This is a genomic window from Microbacterium sp. SD291 (assembly GCF_017355365.1).
Lineage (GTDB): Bacteria > Actinomycetota > Actinomycetes > Actinomycetales > Microbacteriaceae > Microbacterium.
The window spans coordinates 96,093-113,284 of sequence record NZ_JADIJR010000004.1 but is presented as its reverse complement, the minus strand read 5'-3'; the positions used below and the strand labels follow the sequence as shown (position 1 = coordinate 113,284).

Here is a 17,192-nt window from a genome sequence, read left to right as displayed (position 1 = left end):
CGCCGCCCTTCTCCGCTCCCGTCGCGAAAAGGCTCGCCATTCCGACCGGATGGCGAGCCTTTTCGTGACGGGAAGCTGGAGGCGCGGTCAGCTCCCGCGCACCACGACCTTGCCGACCGTGTGGCCGGCTTCGACATGGGCGAGGGCGTCGGATGCCTCGCCGAACGGATACTCGCGGTCGATCACGGTCGTGATGCGACCTTCGGCGAGCAGTTCGAGCAGCTTCGTCAGCACCTCGGGTCGCGCCGCCGCCGCGTGCGGACGGATGCGCGGGCCCGGCGTCATCGAGAGAACTGCCGCCTTCAGCATGCGGGGTATCGGGCCGAGCACATGACCGCCGTCGCCCGTCACCAGCACGATGGCGCCGTGAGCGGTGACGAGGCGCCGCAGATCGCGGAGTCCGACGCCGCCGGCGATGTCGATGACCGCGTCGAAGTGGCGGCCGGGCAGCGCGGAGAGCGGCTCGCGGCGGTGATCGAGAGTGCGCACGGCCCCGAGCCGCTCGACGATCGCCGCGCTCCGCTCGCCGCACGTCGCCCAGACCTCCGCTCCTCGGAGCACGGCGAGTTGCACAGCGAAGGTGCCGACACCGCCGGAGGCGCCGAGGATGAGCACGCGTGGCGCCGACGAGGCGCCGAGGCCGACTCCTGCGAGGTCGAGCGCCTGCCACGCGGTACCCGCCGCGATGGGCAGGCACGCCGCGCTCTCGGCGCGAACGCCGGGCGGCAGCGGAACGACCCGATCGGCGGGGATCGTGGCGTACTCGGCGAGACCGCCGCCGCCGACGAGCTCCCCGGCGACCTCCTCGCCCACCTCGACCCCGAGCGCACCGGCGCCGACCGCGACGACCGTCCCCGCGACGTCCATGCCGCGAACGGGATGCTTCGGCCTCGTGAGACCGAACACCGGACGGACGAGCAACGGGTCGCCGAGCATCAGGCGGACGTCGCCGGCGTTCAGCCCCGTGGCGCGCACGCGCACCAGCACCTCATCCGACCGCGGCACCGGGACGGGAAGCTGGTGCAGTGCGGTGCCGGCGGCGGGACCGTAGCTCTCGTTCCGCCAGGCGAGCATCGACTCCGTCATCTCAGGGCCTCCTCGGTTGATGACTCGGGATACTGGAACAGGTCGTCGAGCCCGAGGCCGAAGGCGCGGGCGATCTGGAATGCGAGCTCGAGCGTCGGCGAGTACCTCTCCTGCTCGATCGCGATGAGCGTCTGCCGGGTCACCCCGACGGTGCGGGCGAGTTCAGCCTGGGTCATCCCCGCGGCCTCGCGGTGCACGCGGATCCTGTTGGAGACGAGTGTCGGCTTCACCATCAGACGAGCCCTCGGCGGTAGGCGACCGCGCGGGCGATGCTCCCGACGACGGCGGACACCGCGAAGCCGGCGAACATCGTGTGCGCGATCCAGAAGACGTCGGCGCCGACCGCGCACAGCGCGATGACGCCGAGTCCGGCGATCACGAGGAACGCCTGTTCGACGCGCCCGCCCATCCGGCTGATGTCGCGATCGCGGACGTCGGAGCGGCCGGCGCCGTCCGGCTCCCTCAGGCCGGCGACGATCCCCCACGCGAGGCTGAGCACGATGGTCGCCACGATGCTCAGGCCGATCCACCAGAGCATCAGCGGGACCCAGTCCACCTCGGTGAGCGGGCCGCCGTCCGCCTGCTGCAGCATCATCAGGACATAGATCGGCATCGCCACGACGCTGACGACGAGACCCGCCCAGACGTTGCGCTCCTCATAGACCATGACCACTCCCTGCGTGAAGACCCGCGTGTAAAAGATTCTTGACACGAGAAGCGTACGTCGCAGCATCCGGTCATGTCAAGAATAATTGACATCGATCCTCCGCCCCGATCGGTTCCGGGCGCAATTCGGCACGGTTCTGGACCGTCGAACGGTGCGAGATTGCGACCGGAGCGAATGCCGGGCAGGGCGATGCCGGAGCGGATGCCGGTCCGGGCAGGCCGGAAGCCGGCTCAGATGACGGCGCTGCTCCAGTCGTCGGGATTCCCGTAGCGATGCGCCGTGATCGTGATGGACTGCTCGTGCACGAACGGGAGCAGCTCGATGCGGCCGGCCGAGGTCACCTCGCCGTCGTACACCGCGAGATCGGGATCCCCGCCGGTCGCCCCGGCCAGCGCGCGATGGAGAGCTGCGACCGAGGCCTGCGGCCCCACCAGCCGCACGCGATCGGGGTGCGGCGCCGGCACGATATCGTCGGCCTCCTCCAACCCGCGGTCGTCGCGGTGCAGCATCCGCTCGATCCACTCGGCGTCCGTCTCCATGAAGACCGCAGCGCCGAGGCCGCCGAGCGCGTGACGCACCTCTGCAGGCAGGCCGATCGGCGTCGAGACGGTGAAGTCGGCACCGGCGCGCACCGCGGCGATCACGATGCGCAGCAGCTCCTGCCACCCGGCATCCGCCGTCGCCCTGATGGCGACCGGCACCGGACGGTAGCGGAACAGGTTCCGCTCGACGCCGAGTCTGGACACGTCGCGCACCTGCCCGAACTCGCGGTCCCAGGCCAGGGCATCCGACAGCGCCGAGCGCCGGAGCCACTCGAACGCTTCGTAGTCGAGCGTCGGCTGCGCGGCTTCGATGAGGGCGGTGATGCGGGAGTCCAGGCCGCGCAGGTGCAGAGTGCTCGACGGCGCAGCGCCGCTCTGCGCGCGCCACGATCCGAGACCGATCAGATAGTTCGGCCCGCCGGCCTTGGCTCCAGGGCCGACCGACGAGCGCTTCCAGCCGCCGAAGGGCTGACGCTGGACGATCGCGCCGGTGATCCCGCGGTTCACATAGAGATTCCCGGCCTGGACGCGCTCGAGCCACAGGGCGAGCTCGTCCGGCTCCTGGGTGTGCAGCCCCGCCGTGAGGCCGTACGCGACCGCGTTCTGGATCTCGATGGCCTTCGCGAGCGTCGGCGCGTGCATGACGCCGAGCACCGGGCCGAAGAACTCCTCCAGATGGAATCGGGAGCCCGGTTGCACGCCGACGCGGATGCCGGGGCTCCACAGCCGTCCGCTCGGGTCGCCGTCGACGAGCCTCGGCCGGATGAGCCACTGCTCGTCGTGCTCCAGCTCGTGGAGCGCCCACGCGAGCTTGCCCTGCGGCGCTTCGATCACGGGCCCGACCTCGGCGAGCGGATCGACCGGCCAGCCGACGTGCAGCGAGCGCGTGGCATCCGCCAGCTGCCTGGCGAACCGCTTGGACCGCCCCACCGGTCCGACCAGGATTGCGAGAGACGCCGCCGAGCATTTCTGCCCCGCGTGCCCGAATGCACTGCGCACCAGATCTGCTGCGGCGAGGTCGAGGTCGGCCGACGGGGTGATCACGATCGCGTTCTTGCCGCTCGTCTCGGCGAGCAGCGGCAGGTCGGGCCGCCACGACCGGAACAGCGCCGCCGTCTCCCAGGAGCCGGTGAGGATGACGCGGTCGACGGCCTCATGCGCGATGAGTCGGCGCCCGAGGTCCCGATCATCCGTGTTCACGAGCGCGAGCGCGTCGCGCGGCACCCCCGCCTGCCAGAGCGCGTCCGCGACGATCGCGGCGCAGCGGCGCGCCAGGTGCGCGGGCTTGAACACGACGCCCGACCCCGCGGCGAGCGCGGCGAGCACGCCGCCTGCCGGGATGGCGATCGGGAAGTTCCACGGCGGGGTGACCACGGTCACCCGCGCCGGCACGAACGCGGCGCCGGACACGGTGTCGAGCTCCCGCGCCCTGGCGGCGTAGTAGCGGGCGAAGTCGACGGCCTCGCTGACCTCGACGTCGGCCTCGGCGAAGACCTTGCCGGTCTCGGATGCCGCGACCTCGATCAGCTCGCCGCGCCGGGACTCGAGGGCGGCCGCGGCGCGCAGCAGCACCGCCGCGCGCTCGGCCGCGGGACGCGCACCCCAGCGGGAACCGGCATCCTGCACCTTCGCGACGATCCGGTCGAGCGTCTCGGGGTCGTCGACGCGGGATGCCGTGACCGTCGCCGTCCCCGCCGTCGACGACGGGATGCGCGCCAGCACGTCGCGCGCCCAGTCCCGGTTCACCGGGAGCGCAGGGTCGCTGTCGGGTGCGTTCGCGAATCCCGGTGCGCCACCGGCATCCGCGTCCAGCTCTGTGCTCTTGAGCTCGCGCTCGGAGTACACGGCCGTCTCCAGGAAGGCGTCCTCCCCGGACGAGCCTCGGGAGATCCCGAGCACGGCGTTCGTGAGCTGCTCATCGGGCGCGGGAGACTCGGGCACGGGCCGCACCGACTCGTGCACCGGCGCCAGCCGGTTCTGGGTGCGCCGGGGCCCGGTCCGCAGCGTCGGCGAGGTCGAGCGGTCGAGCGCGTCGAGGAACCGGTCCTGCTCGCGGATGAGGAGCCGCTCGTCCTCGTCGAGGCGGAAGGCGGCCGAGAGGAAGTTGTCCGGCGACGCGTTCTCCTCGAGCCGGCGCACGAGATAGCTGATGGCGACGTCGAACTCGGCGGGCTTCACGACAGGGACGTACAGCAGCACCGGGCCCACCTCGCGGGAGACGGCGCGGACCTGCCCCTGCGCCATGCCGAGCAGCATCTCGAATTCGATGGGCTGGGTCCCTGAGCCGGTCGAAGGGCGCACGCCCCGCTCGCCCGCGAGCAACCACGCGTAGGCGATGCCGAAGAGGTTGTGCCCCGCGATGCCGAGGCGCACGGCGTGAGTGTGATCCGGGCGCAGCGCCCAGTCGAGGCAGCGCAGGTAGTTCGCGTCGGTGTCGAGCTTGGTGTCGTAGGTCGCGGGCGTCCAGCCGTGCATCGTCGCCTCGACCCGCTCCATCGCGAGGTTCGCGCCCTTGACCAGGCGCACCTTGATGGGGGCGCCGCCGTGCAGCACCCGGTCGCCGGCCCAGGCCGTGAGCTCCTGCAGCGCGGGCAGGGCGTCGGGGAGGTACGTCTGCAGCACGATCCCGGCCTCGAGCCCGAACAGCCGGGGGTCCTCGAGGATGCGCGTGAACACCGCGATCGTGAGGTCGAGGTCGCGGTACTCCTCCATGTCGAGGTTGATGAACGTCTGGGTCCCTGAGCCCGTCGAAGGGGACGCAGCCGTGAGGTAGAGCGGCAGGAGCTTCTCGACGACCGCGTCCACGACCACGTCGAACGCCCACATCGAGATCCGGCTGATGATCGCCGACACCTTGACCGAGACGTAGTCGACGTCGGGGCGGCGGATCAGGTCGTGGATGCCGTCGACCCGGCGCTTCGCCTCTGCCTCGCCGAGCACGGCCTCGCCCAGCAGGTTGAGGTTCAGTCGAGCACCCGACTCCCTGATCCTCTCGATCGCAGTGCCGAGCTTCTCCGGCCGGGCGTCGACGACCAGATGCCCGACCATCTCCCGAAGCACGCGGCGCGCGATCGGCACCACCGGCGTCGGCAGGACTGGCGCGATGCCGCCGCCGAGGCGCACGGCGCCGCGCAGGTACCAGGGCAGGAACTCCGGCACGATCGGCGCGATGCGGTGCAGCCGCGACGCCGCGGCTCCGAGGCTCTCCGGCCGCATCACGCCGTCGACGAACCCGAGCGTGAACGGGAGGCCGTTCGCGTCCTGCAGCATGCCGGCCAGGCGCTCTGCGGCCGGATCGATCTCGGCGGCCGCAGCCTCCGCCACCCAGCGGCGGGCGAGTTCGACTGCGCGCTGAGAGAGGGGTGCGGATGCCGCGGCATCCGGAGACGACGACTCTGCCATGGTCTGAAGCCTAGTTCCGAACGAACGCTCGACGAGGGAGCGCCGAGGACAGTCGCCGCCGACGCCGCGTCGCCCGCTCGCGCTGCTGTTCCGGAGTCGCGCTGGACTTTACCGACTCACGGTGCTGCCTCGAGTCGCGCTGCACTTACCGACTCGCGCTGCTGTTCCCCGAACCGCGCTGCTCTTCGCCGTTCACGCTGCAGAAGTTTCCACAGCGTGAACGGCGATTGACAGCGCGACTCGGAGTTTGACAGCGCGACTCGGAGTTTGACAGCGCGAGCAGCGGATGCCGGCAGCGCCAGCCGCGCGAGCGACGGGGCGAAAGCCGCTCGCGCGCGGAGACGGATGCCGCGGCGACCGTCACAGCGCCGCGATGATGTCCTCCACCTTCTGCTTCGCGTCGCCGAACAGCATCGTGGCGTTGTCTCGGAAGAACAGCGGATTCTGCACGCCCGCGTAGCCCGCGGCCATCGAGCGCTTGAACACGATCACGTTCTCGGCCTCCCACACCCGCAGCACCGGCATGCCGGCGATCGGGCTCGAGGGGTCCTCGGCGGCGGCCGGGTTCACGGTGTCGTTCGCGCCGATCACGAGCACGACGGAGGTCGCAGCCAGATCGTCGTTGACCTCTTCCATGCTCAGCACGATGTCGTACGGCACCTTCGCCTCGGCCAGCAGCACGTTCATGTGCCCGGGGAGGCGCCCTGCGACCGGATGGATGCCGAAGCGCACGTCCACGCCCCGCTCCCGCAGCCGGGTCACGAGATCCGCGACCGGGTACTGCGCGTGCGCGACGGCCATGCCGTAGCCGGGGGTGATCACCACGCTCTTCGCCGCGGTGAGCATCTCGGCCGCGCTCTCGGCGGTGATCTCGCGGTGCTCGCCGTACTCGGCATCCGATGCCGACGGGGCGGCGATGCCGAATCCGCCGGCGATCACCGAGAGGAACGAGCGGTTCATCGCCTTGCACATCACGTACGAGAGGTACGCACCGGAGGAGCCGACCAGCGCACCCGTGACGATCAGCAGGTCGTTGTTCAGCAGGAAGCCCGCGGCCGCGGCCGCCCAGCCGGAGTAGCTGTTGAGCATCGAGACCACGACCGGCATGTCGCCGCCGCCGATCGAGGCGACGAGGTGCCAGCCGAGGGCGAAGGAGAGCAGGGTCACCGCGACGAGCAGCCAGAGCTGCTGATCGACGACGAACCACACCGTGAGGGCGAGGAACCCGACGAGCGCGAGCACGTTGAGCACGTTCTTCCCCGGCAGCATCAGCGGCTTGGACGACATCTTCGCCGAGAGCTTGAGGTACGCGACGATCGAGCCGGTGAAGGTGACGCCGCCGATGAAGACGCCGATGAAGACCTCGGCGTTGTGGATGCCGGCGAGCTCGGCGGCGATCTCCGGGTGGGCGAGGTAGCCGTTCCACCCGACGAGCACGGCCGCGAGTCCGACGAAGCTGTGCAGCAGAGCGATGAGCTCGGGCATGCCGGTCATCTCGACGACCCTGGCCCGCCAGAGGCCGATGCCGGCGCCGACCAGCACGGCGACGAGGAGGAGCGCGAGACCGATGAAGGCCCCGGTGGTCCAGGCGTTCGCGATGGTCAGGGCGATCGTCGCGAGCAGCGCGATCGTCATGCCGGAGATGCCGAAGAGCACGCCCGATCGGGCGGACTCGTGCTTGCTGAGCCCCGCGAGGCTCAGGATGAACAACAGGGCCGCGACGATGTACGCCGCGCCCGCGAGCGCGTCGACGGTCACTTCTGGCCGCCCTTCGTGGATTTCCCGAGTGTGAACATGGCGAGCATCCGTCTGGTCACCGCGAAGCCTCCGAAGATGTTGATGGACGCGAGCAGCACTGCGACGCCCGCGAGCACCTGCACCACGACGTCCGAGGACGTGACCTGCAGCATGGCGCCGACGACGATCACGCCGGAGATGGCGTTGGTCACCGACATGAGGGGCGTGTGCAGGGCGTGGTGGACCTTGCCGATCACGTAGAAGCCGATCACGACCGACAGCACGAGAACCGTGAAGTGCTGCGGCAGCGGTGCCGGCGCGAACGCGTTGACGGCGAAGAGCGCGGCGATGCCGAGGACGACGAGCAGCGCCTTGCGGCCAGCCGACATGGTCTTCGGCGCAGGGATCTCGACCGGGGCAGCGGCGGCGACCGGGGCCGGCGCTGCCACCTGGACGGGCGGAGGCGGCCAGGTCACCTCGCCGTCGCGCACCACCGTCACGGAGCGCTGCACGACGTCGTCGAAGTCGATCGTCAGCTCTCCGTCCTTGCCGGGAGTGAGCAGCGCGACGAGGTTGGCGAGGTTCGTGCCGTACAGCTGCGACGCCTGGGTGGCGAGCCGGGACGCGAGATCGGTGTAGCCGAGGATGATGACGCCGTTCGCGGTGACGACGCGCTCGCCGGCGACGGAGCCCTCGACGTTCCCGCCCTGCCCGGCGGCCATGTCGACGATCACGCTGCCGGGCTTCATCAGCGCGACATCGGATGCCGTGATCAGGCGCGGAGCCGCCCGCCCGGGGATGAGCGCCGTCGTGATGACGATGTCGACGTCCGCCGCCTGCTCGGTGTAGATCTCGGCGGCGCGGCGGTCGTAGTCCGCGCTGGTGGCCTTGGCGTAGCCGTCGGCGGACTTCTCCACCGCGACGTCGACCGGGATGTACTCCCCGCCGATCGACTTGACCTGGTCGGCGACCTCCGGCCGCGGGTCGGTCGCGCGCACGATGGCGCCGAGGCTCGAGGCGGCCCCGATCGCGGCGAGGCCGGCCACCCCGGCTCCGGCGACGAGCACCTTGGCGGGCGGCACCTTGCCGGCGGCGGTGACCTGACCGGTGAAGAAGCGCCCGAACTCGTGAGCGGCCTCCACCACGGCGCGGTAGCCGGCGATGTTCGCCATCGAGCTCAGCACGTCCATCGACTGCGCCCGCGAGATCCGCGGCACCGCGTCGAGCGCGAGGGCGGTGATCCCGCGTTGCGCGAGGGATTCGACGAGGTCGGGGCGCAGCGCCGGCGACAGGAGTGCGACGATGGTCGCCCCGTCTGCGAGGAGGGCGATCTCCGCCGCCCCCGGTGCCGTGATGGCGAGGACGATCTCACTCCCCCACGCCCGCGCTCTGTCGACGAGCGAGGCGCCTGCGGCCTCGTACTCGTCGTCGAGATAGGACGCGGATGCTCCCGCACCCCGCTCCACGACCACTTCATGCCCCAGCTTCCGCAGCGACGCGAGCGTCGCCGGGGTGGCCGAGACGCGCGCTTCGCCCGCAGGCTCACGCACGATGCCGATGACTGCCAATGCAACCTCCTCTTCCCGCCTGCACGCTGTTGTGCTCTCGGACGGGGATCCTGGGGCAGCGATGCCCCTGACGCTCGGCCTACATTACTGACGGCCGCGCCCCACCCGTCGAATCTTCGCATCTGTGACACGTAAAGAATCGGTCTTCTTGAGGAAAGCGCACGACGGGCCGCACCCGCATCCCGAGCGTGCCGCTCTATGCTTTTGCCGTGGGGGAGAAGAACACGGCCGCGCTGCCGGCGTCAGAACCGGATGCCGCGGCCGCAGCGCGCACCGGCGCCGATGCGCGGGCGAAGCTGCTCGGCTGGGCACGGCGCACCGTCGATCTCGTGCCGACGCCGTGGCTCGTCACGGGTGCCGGAGCCGTGCTGCTGGCCACCACCGCGGCCTTCGGCGGACTCGAGGCCATGCCCGCCACGGCGGTTCCGGAGCTCTCGGTCGGCGACACCTACCGCGGCTCGGACCTCGAGCTGACGGTCGTGGGGGTCGAGCTCCGCGACGAACGCGGCGACGCCATGGTCTTCCCCGACGAGGAGAAGGGCGAGAAGGTGCTGGTCGTCGTGGTCGACGTCGTCAACACCTTCGGCAAGCCGAGGCCCTCGGCCGCGCATGCCGAGGCGTCTCCCACCGTAGACGGCATCCGCCTGGACGGCGCGGAGGGTGCACCGTCGCTCTCTCGGACGGATGACGGCGGCATTCCCGGGATGCTGCAGCCCGATGTCCCCGCCCGTCTCCTGCTCGCCTGGCTGGTCGGCCCGTCGGACTTCCGCGACGGCGAGACCGTCACCCTGACGCTTCCCGACTCCACCCATCACGTCGGCGACAACGTCCTGAGGGGCCAGGACTTCTGGGACGAGGTACGCGTGGGCGCCACCGTGACCGCCACGATCGAGAAGGCGAAGACGCCGTGAGCACGGCGCTGAAGAGGAAGGTCGCGCCCTGGCTGCTCACGACCGTGCTGCTCGCCGGCGCCTGGGCGCTCGTCGAGGTCACGCTCCCAGAGGGCTCCGCGCAGGCTCCGTTCCCGACGGCGGCGGCGATCGGCGAGACCGCATCGGCGCGCAACCTCACGGTCACGATCACCGACGTCCATGCGGCACGGCGCGTGGAGGACGCGGACGGCTGGTCGGCCGAGGGAACCTGGCTCGTGGTCGATCTCGAAGCGGCCACGGACCAGACGCAGGTGGCGACCGTCCTCGGGCTGGCGACGCTGACGATCGACGACCGTGAGTTCATCGCGACCGACCGCGGGACGACCTTCTACCGGACCAGGCTCTTCACCGGGGTGGCCAGGTCCGGCAGCCTCGCGTTCGAACTGCCGGACGACGCGCTGAGCGGCACCGCCACCCTCCACCTGGGGCTCACCCGCGACGTGGTCCTCGACGGCATGATCGAGCTTTCCGTCGACCTCGACGAGCTGAGCGTCGAGTCCGAGGTGCCTCTGGACGAAACCCGGTGGGCACGATGACGATCCCGGAACCGCCCGTCGCGCCGCTCACCCGTCCTGCCCCGGTGACCCCGCAGACCCCCGCACCGCCGGCGCGCCCGGCATCCTGGTGGCGGCGCAACGCCCTCGCGCTGATCGCGCTCGCCGTCCTCGTGCCGGCGACCGCTCTCGCCATCGGGTGGCAGGGATGGCACGAGTACTACGGCTACGGCGCGCGGCCCTACAAACCGATCCTCGTGGCGGAGGGGGGCGAGGCGGATTTCGTCGGCGCGACCTTCGGCCCCATCCGCGGCGGCGAGATCGACGACCTCAGCGGACTCGACGTCCCGCCGGGCTCCGCCCTGATCGCCGCGGCCATCCCGGTCGACGCCGGCCCCGATGGGGTGTCGTGCGAGGTCGTGCTCGTGCACCAGCCGACGGGGCGCGAGTGGTCGTCGGCCCGCACCGAGATCGGGCTGGAGTACGACTCCGACGAGCCGGAGCGATGCACGACCGCCGACACCGGGGACTACGAGCTCATCGTCCCGTTCGTCGTGCCGGACGACGCCGACGGCCCGTTCTGGGTCGACGTGCGCTCTCCCGGGGAGGAATCCGCCGGTTCGTTCCTGAGGTTCCCGCTCGAGCCCTGACCACCGACCACATCGCGGGCGGGGGCCGTGACGATCGCTGCGGCGACGGCATCCGCGGAAGCCGGCAGCAGGCCTGCGGCATCCGCCACCGCCCGGATCTCGCGCTCCTCGGAAGACTGGTGCGGAGCGTCCGCCGACACCGGCCGCCGGCGCAGGCGCCCGAGCGTGGCGTCGTAGGCCCCGCTGATCACCGCGATCCGGAGCGGCTCGATGAGCAGCATCGGGATCAGCGACACGACCGGCAGCGCGATGGCCCAGAGCACGAACTCCTGCGGGCCGATCAGACGGGTGATGCCGAGCTGGAGATACGACTCGAGCGCCTTGACCGCCGCGTACAGCAGCGCGTAGGAGGCGACGAGCACCGGGCCGGCCCGCCACATCAGCAGCAGCGCCCGGCCGATCGGACGGAACCGCGCCCCGAGCTCGTCTCCGAGGTCCTTGAGCCGGCGCACCAGCGGGTTGGGGATCGCCTTCGCATGCTCGCGGAACCGGGAGATCACCCGCAGCTCGAGGCGGAGCTTCTCCGCGACGATCGCCTGTCCGAACACGACGCCGGCGATGGTGAGCCAGGCGAGCGGGGCGATCAGGACGGGCCCGGCTTCGGACACCACCCAGCCGATCGCCTCCCAGAGCCACCGCAGCGGCGCGACCGCGTCCAGGACCGTCTCGCGGATGTCCTCGAGGACGGCCATCGCGACGCGACTGTCGACCCATGCCTTCACCGTGTCGACGAGATCGCCGATCAGGATGACGGAGAAGAAGACCCAGACGACCTCGAAGTACACCGCGACCGGCGAGAGCCAGCTCGCGAGCTTCTCCGACCACTTCGACCACGCCCAGCGTCCGGCGAACGCGAGCACGATGATCGAGACCGTCCACAGGTTGAACGGGAGGTTCAGCACGGTGTCGGCACTGCTCACCGGTCCCTCGCCGTCGGCCATGGCCGTCCAGACGATGCCGTTCCTGACCTCGAGCGCCCGCGACGAGTACGCGATCACGTCCTCGCGCAGCAGCTTCTGGGCCCAGTACACGGCGAAGAACGGGAGGATGCCGGCGAGCAGCGCAGAGAGGAATGTCCGACGGCGCTCGGCCGGCGACTCCGGAAGCGGAGCGACCTCCTGCAGGTTGCGCAGGCCGTCCCGGAGCACGAGGAACATGGCGACCAGGCTGATGAGCCTCGCGAGGATCGCCAGCGGCAGCAGCAGGAAGCCGACGGTCGCCGTGTAGGCGCCGACGAAGCCGGCGAACTGGATGACCGCGTAGTGCACGAGGATGCCGGCGAGATACCACGCCAGCATCGCCGGCCAGTGCCTCCACAGCACCCGGCCCGTCGTCGTCAGGATCGCCAGCACGACCCGAGGATACCGCGCATCAGGCCGGTCGGCGCGAGCCGTCCGCGGCGGCGCGCGCCTCGAGCATCCCGTCGTAGCCCTCGCGATAGGTCGGGTACCGGAGGGAGCCGAGGAATCCGGCCAGCAGGCTCCCGTCGAGCACGGTCCCGCCGCCGGACTCCGACACCGCTGGCGGCGGAGGGGCCACACCGAGCCGCGACGCGATGTGCGACACGACGTCACCGAGCGGTGCCGGCTCCTGATCGACGGCGTGGATGAGGGTGGGCGGGCTCTCCGCCCGCAGCATCGCCTCGAGCAGGGAGACGAGGTCGGTCTCGTGGATGCGGTTGGTCCTGCGCGAACCGTCGACGGGCGCCCCCTCGGCGACCCGCCTGATCAGCGAGTCCCGTCCTGGTCCGTAGATGCCGGCCGGTCGCACGATGCAGGCGTCGAAGAGCCGCTCGGCTGTGGACTCCCCCGCGAGCAGCTCGATGCTGCGCGCGCCGCTCGGAGCCGGAGCATCCTTCTCCGTCAGCGGCTGCGGTCCCGGACGCCCCTCGAAGACCCGCGTCGATGAGACGAACACGACCCGCCCCGGGCGGGAGGGCAGGGCGTCGGCCAGGTTGATGAGCACGTCGACATAGACCGAATGGTGGGCGGTCGCGGCGGCGTCCGGCGGGACCGTGATCACGACCGAATCGCACTCAGGCAGCTTCTGCGCGAGCGGCAGCCGCAGATCCGCCCCGATCGCCTCGAACTCGTCCGGAAGGCCGTCGGGGTCGCGACGGATCGCGACGACCTCGCAGCCACCGGCGACGAGCCGCCGCCCGAGCCCGATGCCGAGCTTGCCGCAGCCGACGAGCAGAGTGCGGCCGGGCGCCCGCCCGCCTGCTCCCCAGATGTCCGCGAGGGTCATCGGGACCTCAGTTCCACACGCTCGGCGCGGGCGTGCGCACGGGAGGGAGGGCGGATGCCGCGGCCCAGTCGTGCACCCACGGGTCGATCTCCGGGACGCCGTCCGGCTTGCCGACGGCGGCGAACAGCTCTTCGTTGCTGACGGTGCCGCCTGTGCGCCGCAGCATCCGCGCCCTGACGATCGCCCGCGCGTACACCTCCCCGTCGACCACAGCCCTGTGTTCCATGAACAGCGCCTTCTCGTCGTGCCCGATGAAACGGGACTGGATCTCGAACCGCTGCCAGAGCTGGAGGGACTTGCGGAAGGTGATGGTCTCGCTGGAGACGACCGCGTACCAGCCGCGCTCCTTCATGGCGTCGAAGAGCCCAGTGCGGATCAGCTGGTCCCAGCGCCCGAGGTCGAACAGCGACAGGTAGCGGCCGTTGTTCATGTGCCGGAGGATGTCGAGGTCGGTCGGCAGCGTCGTCACCGAGACGATGCCCACGGTCGTCGGGTCGAGTGTCTTCCCCCGTCGCACCCGGCGACGCGCGCGGAGGATCACGAGGAGGGTGCGCCAGATCACGTTCACGAGGATCGATCGTAGCCACCGGCGCATGAACCGCGAACATCATTGTGCGAAACCTCCACCGTCCGCGCGTGTGTCATGGGCCGTGTTCGCTCGATTTCCTCTTGGCGGACACCGCGCGTAGAGTCGCGGCATGAGCGCCGAAGCCCACCCCGAAGTCATCGTCCGTCCGGTCCGTGATGTGGACGCGGAAGCCCTCGGCCGAGTGCACGCGCAGTGCTGGCACGAGACCTACGATCACCTGATCAGCAAGGCCGCGCTGGAGAAGGTCTCGCCCCGGCGCATGGCCGAGCTCTGGACCCACTGGGCCGCTCAGGGCCCCGAGTTCAAGATGAACGCCGCCCTCGTCGATGGCGAGATCGTCGGCTTCGCCGGCTCCGGCCCTGCCCGCGACAAGGACGCTCCGGCGTTCCGTGAGCTCTACTTCATCTATCTCCTCGACGCGTGGCACTCGACCGGCATCGGCCAGAAGCTGTTCGACGCCGCGGTCGAGAAGGACGAGCCGCTTTACCTGTGGGTCGCTGACGACAACCCCCGCGCACACCGCTTCTACTCGCGCAACGGCTTCGCTCTCGACGGTGCGAGCCACACCGAGCCGTTCCTCGGCGAGACGCTGACCGAGGTCCGCTTCGTGCGCTGAGCGCGGCTCCATAACTCCGGAGAATCGGTCGTCATCTTCTCGATGACGACCGATTCTGCGTCTCGGCTAGTCAGTTCTCCGGAGTTATGGCGCGGGGCAAGCGAGCTCAGCGCCCTGAGACCTGCCCGAACAGCTTCGCGACGGGGGCGAGCACGAGCGGGCGGGCGGCGAACCAGCCGATCGCGATCACGACCATGGCTGCGACGAACACCCAGAAACCTGTCCAGGTGACCGCGTCCGACGAGGCGAACATGTGGTTCAGGTTGCGCAGGAACCCGGTCAGGAACACCAGTGCGACGTGTCCGATGATGAACAGCACGAAGTAGAGCATCACCGGGAAGTGCACGGCGCGCGCCCACTCGATCGGATAGGCCTTCGACAGCTTCTCGGCGTTCTTCGGCCACATCCCCGACATCCGGAATCCGGTGATCGCTGCCAGGGGGGCGGCGATGAACACGGTCGCGAAGTAGGCGAGCTGCTGCAGGCTGTTGTAATTGACCCAGCCGTGCTCGGTCGGCCAGTCGAACGACACGTACTGCAGGGCGGCCGAGAGCGCGTTCGGGAAGACCTCCCAGCTCGTCGGCACGATCCGCACCCAGTGCCCGGTGACGAACAGCAGCACGATGAAGATCACGCCGTTGATCAGCCACAGCAGGTCGAGCGACTGGTGGAACCAGATCGTCAGGCTGACCTTGCCCTTCGGGTCGCCGCGCGGGGTCCAGAACGCCGTCGGCCGCTTCTCCGTCCGGATCGTCAACCCGGAGCGGATGATCAGCACCATCAGGAACATGTTGAAGAAGTGCTGCCACCCGATCCACGGCGCGAAGCCGGCCTCGACCGCGATCGCCGGCTCGTACTCGCCCGGGAACGCCGCCAGGAAGTCCTGCAGGGACGGCAGGCTCAGCAGCGCGCGCACGAACGCGACGGCCGCGCCGGCGATGACGCCCAGCGCCGCAGCACCGAACAGGACCGCGATCGCCTGCGTCCACACGGGACGCGGACGAGCGGATGCCGGAGCCGCCACGGCGATACGGCGTGGAGCCGTGCCGTGCCACACCGTCGGCTTCGCGGACAGCGGCGTGCCGAGGTCGGATGCCGGGACGACAGCGGTCGCGGCGGGCACAGCAGTCGAGTGCGCGGCAGTCACGGGAGGTTCTGCCGCTGCGGTCGCTTCCGTCGTCGGGAAAGCGGGCTCGGACACGAGCTCAGGAACTGTGATCGACGGCATCGTGCCGGCAGGCGGCCAGGCCTCGCCGCCCGGCGAGCGGGGCAGGCCGCGCCGGACCGAGGCAGTTCCCGCATCGGTCATCGACCCAGGGGTCGAAGTGACGCCCTCCTCGATCGTTGAGCGAGGGAGCGGAGCGACCGCCCTCTCGGTCGTTGAGCGAGGGATCGGAGCGACCGAGACGACACGCTCGTCTCCCGCCGGAGCTTCGGACGCCTGAGACGTCTCGTCTCGCTTCGCTCGCTCAACGACCGGTGAAGACGCGGGCGGCCATGGCTCCCCGCCAGGTGTGCGCGGGAGGCCTCGGCGCAGAGCTGTCCCCTCCTCGACGACGACCTCGACGACCGGAGCCGCAGGCGCGGCCGGGGACTCCTCGACGACCTCGGCTGCCGCATCCGCGGGCGGCCAGGGCTCTCCGCCGGGCGTGCGCGGCAGGCCCCGCCTCAGCATCCGCGTCGCCATCCCTACTTCTTCCGCGCCTCGAGGGCCGCGATCACCTGCGGCACGATCGTGAACAGATCCCCGACGATGCCGAAGTCGGCGACGTCGAAGATCGGCGCCTCGCCGTCCTTGTTGATCGCGACGATGTTCTTCGCCGTCTGCATCCCGGCCCGATGCTGGATCGCACCCGAGATGCCCAGTGCGACATACAGCTGCGGCGACACGGACACGCCGGTCTGACCCACCTGGTGCGACTGCGGGATGTACCCGGCATCCACCGCCGCGCGCGACGCGCCGACCGCCGCGCCCAGAGCATCCGCGAGCTCCTCGACGAGCACGAACTTCTCCTTCGAGGCAAGGCCACGCCCGCCCGAGACGACCTTGGTCGCGCCGCGCAGGTCGGGGCGCGACGACGTCGCCTCGACAGCCGCGACCGTCCCGGCGGTCGCCGCCACGGCACCGGATGCCGTGGGCTCGAGCGCCTCGACGACCGGAGAGGTCACCGCCTCAGCCCGCGCATCCGCCGCGCCCTGGCGCACCGTGATCACCGGGGCACCGAACGTCGCCGCCGAATCGACCAGGTATGCGCCGCCGTAGACCGAATGGTGGGCGACGATGCCCTCGTCGTCGCGGGAGACGCCGACCGCATCCGCCGACACGGCGTTCTTCGTCCGAACCGCGAACCGCCCCGCGACATCGCGCCCGGTGATCGAGTTCGAGATCAGCACCGCATCCGGCCGCACCCGCTCGAACGCCGCCTGCAGCGCGTCGACGATCGGCACGGTCAGCGCCGCTTCATCGCCCGACGCCGTGAGCACGACCTGCGCGCCCGCCGTCGCGGCCGCATCGACCGCCGCCTGGCTTCCGCCGACCACGAGCGCGACCGGCGCACCGATCGCGGATGCCGCACCGATCAGGCCGGCCGTGCTGGGCGCCGCGTCGCCCGAAGGCGTGACGTCGACGAGGACGAGGATCGATTTCTCCGGGTAGCCCATC

The 17,192-nt window shown here is 70.7% G+C and carries 14 protein-coding genes; 3 read left to right on the top strand and 11 right to left on the bottom strand.

The window, feature by feature from the left end:
• Positions 1-87: 87 nt before the first annotated feature.
• The 6 genes from IPV10_RS03840 to IPV10_RS03815 all read right to left on the bottom strand — a co-directional run bounded on the left by IPV10_RS03840 (position 88) and on the right by IPV10_RS03815 (position 9,002).
• Positions 88-1,086, bottom strand: coding sequence for an NAD(P)-dependent alcohol dehydrogenase (locus tag IPV10_RS03840; RefSeq protein WP_207480594.1), 999 nt, complete (start codon positions 1,084-1,086; stop codon positions 88-90).
• Positions 1,083-1,319 carry a helix-turn-helix transcriptional regulator gene (locus IPV10_RS03835; RefSeq protein WP_207480592.1) on the bottom strand — a complete coding sequence of 79 codons (237 nt, stop codon included), beginning with the start codon at positions 1,317-1,319 and terminating at the stop codon, positions 1,083-1,085. Before IPV10_RS03835 ends, IPV10_RS03840 begins: the two co-directional genes overlap by 4 nt.
• Positions 1,319-1,798 (bottom strand): hypothetical protein, encoded by a 480-nt coding sequence (locus IPV10_RS03830; protein WP_307861047.1) that lies wholly within the window; start codon positions 1,796-1,798, stop codon positions 1,319-1,321. The genes IPV10_RS03835 and IPV10_RS03830 overlap by 1 nt, the downstream gene beginning before the upstream one ends.
• A 185-nt stretch (positions 1,799-1,983) precedes the next feature.
• A complete protein-coding gene (locus IPV10_RS03825) occupies positions 1,984-5,697 on the bottom strand; it encodes a bifunctional proline dehydrogenase/L-glutamate gamma-semialdehyde dehydrogenase (protein WP_207480590.1) in 3,714 nt (1,237 codons plus the stop codon).
• A 360-nt stretch (positions 5,698-6,057) separates the two neighbouring features.
• Positions 6,058-7,455, bottom strand: a complete 1,398-nt coding sequence (pntB, locus tag IPV10_RS03820; RefSeq protein ID WP_207480588.1) for a Re/Si-specific NAD(P)(+) transhydrogenase subunit beta — start codon at positions 7,453-7,455, stop codon at positions 6,058-6,060.
• Positions 7,452-9,002, bottom strand: coding sequence for a Re/Si-specific NAD(P)(+) transhydrogenase subunit alpha (locus IPV10_RS03815; RefSeq protein ID WP_207480585.1), 1,551 nt, complete (start codon positions 9,000-9,002; stop codon positions 7,452-7,454). Before IPV10_RS03815 ends, pntB begins: the two co-directional genes overlap by 4 nt.
• A gap of 209 nt (positions 9,003-9,211) precedes the next feature.
• Between IPV10_RS03815 and IPV10_RS03810 the strand changes: the two genes are divergently transcribed.
• Positions 9,212-9,913: a hypothetical protein gene (locus tag IPV10_RS03810; RefSeq protein ID WP_207480584.1), complete on the top strand. Its 702-nt coding sequence runs from the start codon at positions 9,212-9,214 to the stop codon at positions 9,911-9,913.
• Complete coding sequence (locus IPV10_RS03805; protein WP_207480582.1) at positions 9,910-10,470, top strand: hypothetical protein; 561 nt, start codon at positions 9,910-9,912, stop codon at positions 10,468-10,470. The genes IPV10_RS03810 and IPV10_RS03805 overlap by 4 nt, the downstream gene beginning before the upstream one ends.
• A gap of 487 nt (positions 10,471-10,957) precedes the next feature.
• Here IPV10_RS03805 and IPV10_RS03800 read toward each other — a convergent pair whose 3' ends face one another.
• The 3 genes from IPV10_RS03800 to IPV10_RS03790 are packed head-to-tail and all read right to left on the bottom strand — an operon-like array spanning position 10,958 to position 13,893.
• Positions 10,958-12,430: a hypothetical protein gene (locus IPV10_RS03800; protein WP_207480580.1), complete on the bottom strand. Its 1,473-nt coding sequence runs from the start codon at positions 12,428-12,430 to the stop codon at positions 10,958-10,960.
• Positions 12,431-12,449: 19 nt separating this feature from the next.
• Complete coding sequence (locus tag IPV10_RS03795; protein ID WP_207480578.1) at positions 12,450-13,325, bottom strand: sugar nucleotide-binding protein; 876 nt, start codon at positions 13,323-13,325, stop codon at positions 12,450-12,452.
• 7 nt (positions 13,326-13,332) lie between these two features.
• Positions 13,333-13,893: an acyl-CoA thioesterase gene (locus IPV10_RS03790; protein ID WP_207480576.1), complete on the bottom strand. Its 561-nt coding sequence runs from the start codon at positions 13,891-13,893 to the stop codon at positions 13,333-13,335.
• Between the two features lie 130 nt (positions 13,894-14,023).
• Here IPV10_RS03790 and IPV10_RS03785 point away from each other — a divergent pair, with 130 nt between their 5' ends.
• Positions 14,024-14,530 (top strand): GNAT family N-acetyltransferase, encoded by a 507-nt coding sequence (locus IPV10_RS03785; RefSeq protein WP_207480574.1) that lies wholly within the window; start codon positions 14,024-14,026, stop codon positions 14,528-14,530.
• A 106-nt stretch (positions 14,531-14,636) separates the two neighbouring features.
• On the opposite strand, the gene IPV10_RS03780 is transcribed toward IPV10_RS03785, so the two are convergent.
• Positions 14,637-15,677 (bottom strand): cytochrome b/b6 domain-containing protein, encoded by a 1,041-nt coding sequence (locus IPV10_RS03780; RefSeq protein ID WP_307861046.1) that lies wholly within the window; start codon positions 15,675-15,677, stop codon positions 14,637-14,639.
• A gap of 542 nt (positions 15,678-16,219) precedes the next feature.
• Positions 16,220-17,191, bottom strand: a complete 972-nt coding sequence (locus IPV10_RS03775) for an electron transfer flavoprotein subunit alpha/FixB family protein (protein WP_207480701.1) — start codon at positions 17,189-17,191, stop codon at positions 16,220-16,222.
• Position 17,192 lies beyond the last annotated feature (1 nt).

What these genes read in the sequence shown, in the direction of transcription:
- IPV10_RS03840 (WP_207480594.1), bottom strand. Translation starts at nt 1,086, where the DNA reads ATGACGGAGTCGATGCTCGCCTGGCGGAACGAGAGCTACGGTCCCGCC.
- IPV10_RS03835 (WP_207480592.1), bottom strand. Translation starts at nt 1,319, where the DNA reads ATGGTGAAGCCGACACTCGTCTCCAACAGGATCCGCGTGCACCGCGAG.
- IPV10_RS03825 (WP_207480590.1), bottom strand. Translation starts at nt 5,697, where the DNA reads ATGGCAGAGTCGTCGTCTCCGGATGCCGCGGCATCCGCACCCCTCTCT.
- IPV10_RS03795 (WP_207480578.1), bottom strand. Translation starts at nt 13,325, where the DNA reads ATGACCCTCGCGGACATCTGGGGAGCAGGCGGGCGGGCGCCCGGCCGC.
- IPV10_RS03785 (WP_207480574.1), top strand. Translation starts at nt 14,024, where the DNA reads ATGAGCGCCGAAGCCCACCCCGAAGTCATCGTCCGTCCGGTCCGTGAT.
- IPV10_RS03775 (WP_207480701.1), bottom strand. Translation starts at nt 17,191, where the DNA reads ATGGGCTACCCGGAGAAATCGATCCTCGTCCTCGTCGACGTCACGCCT.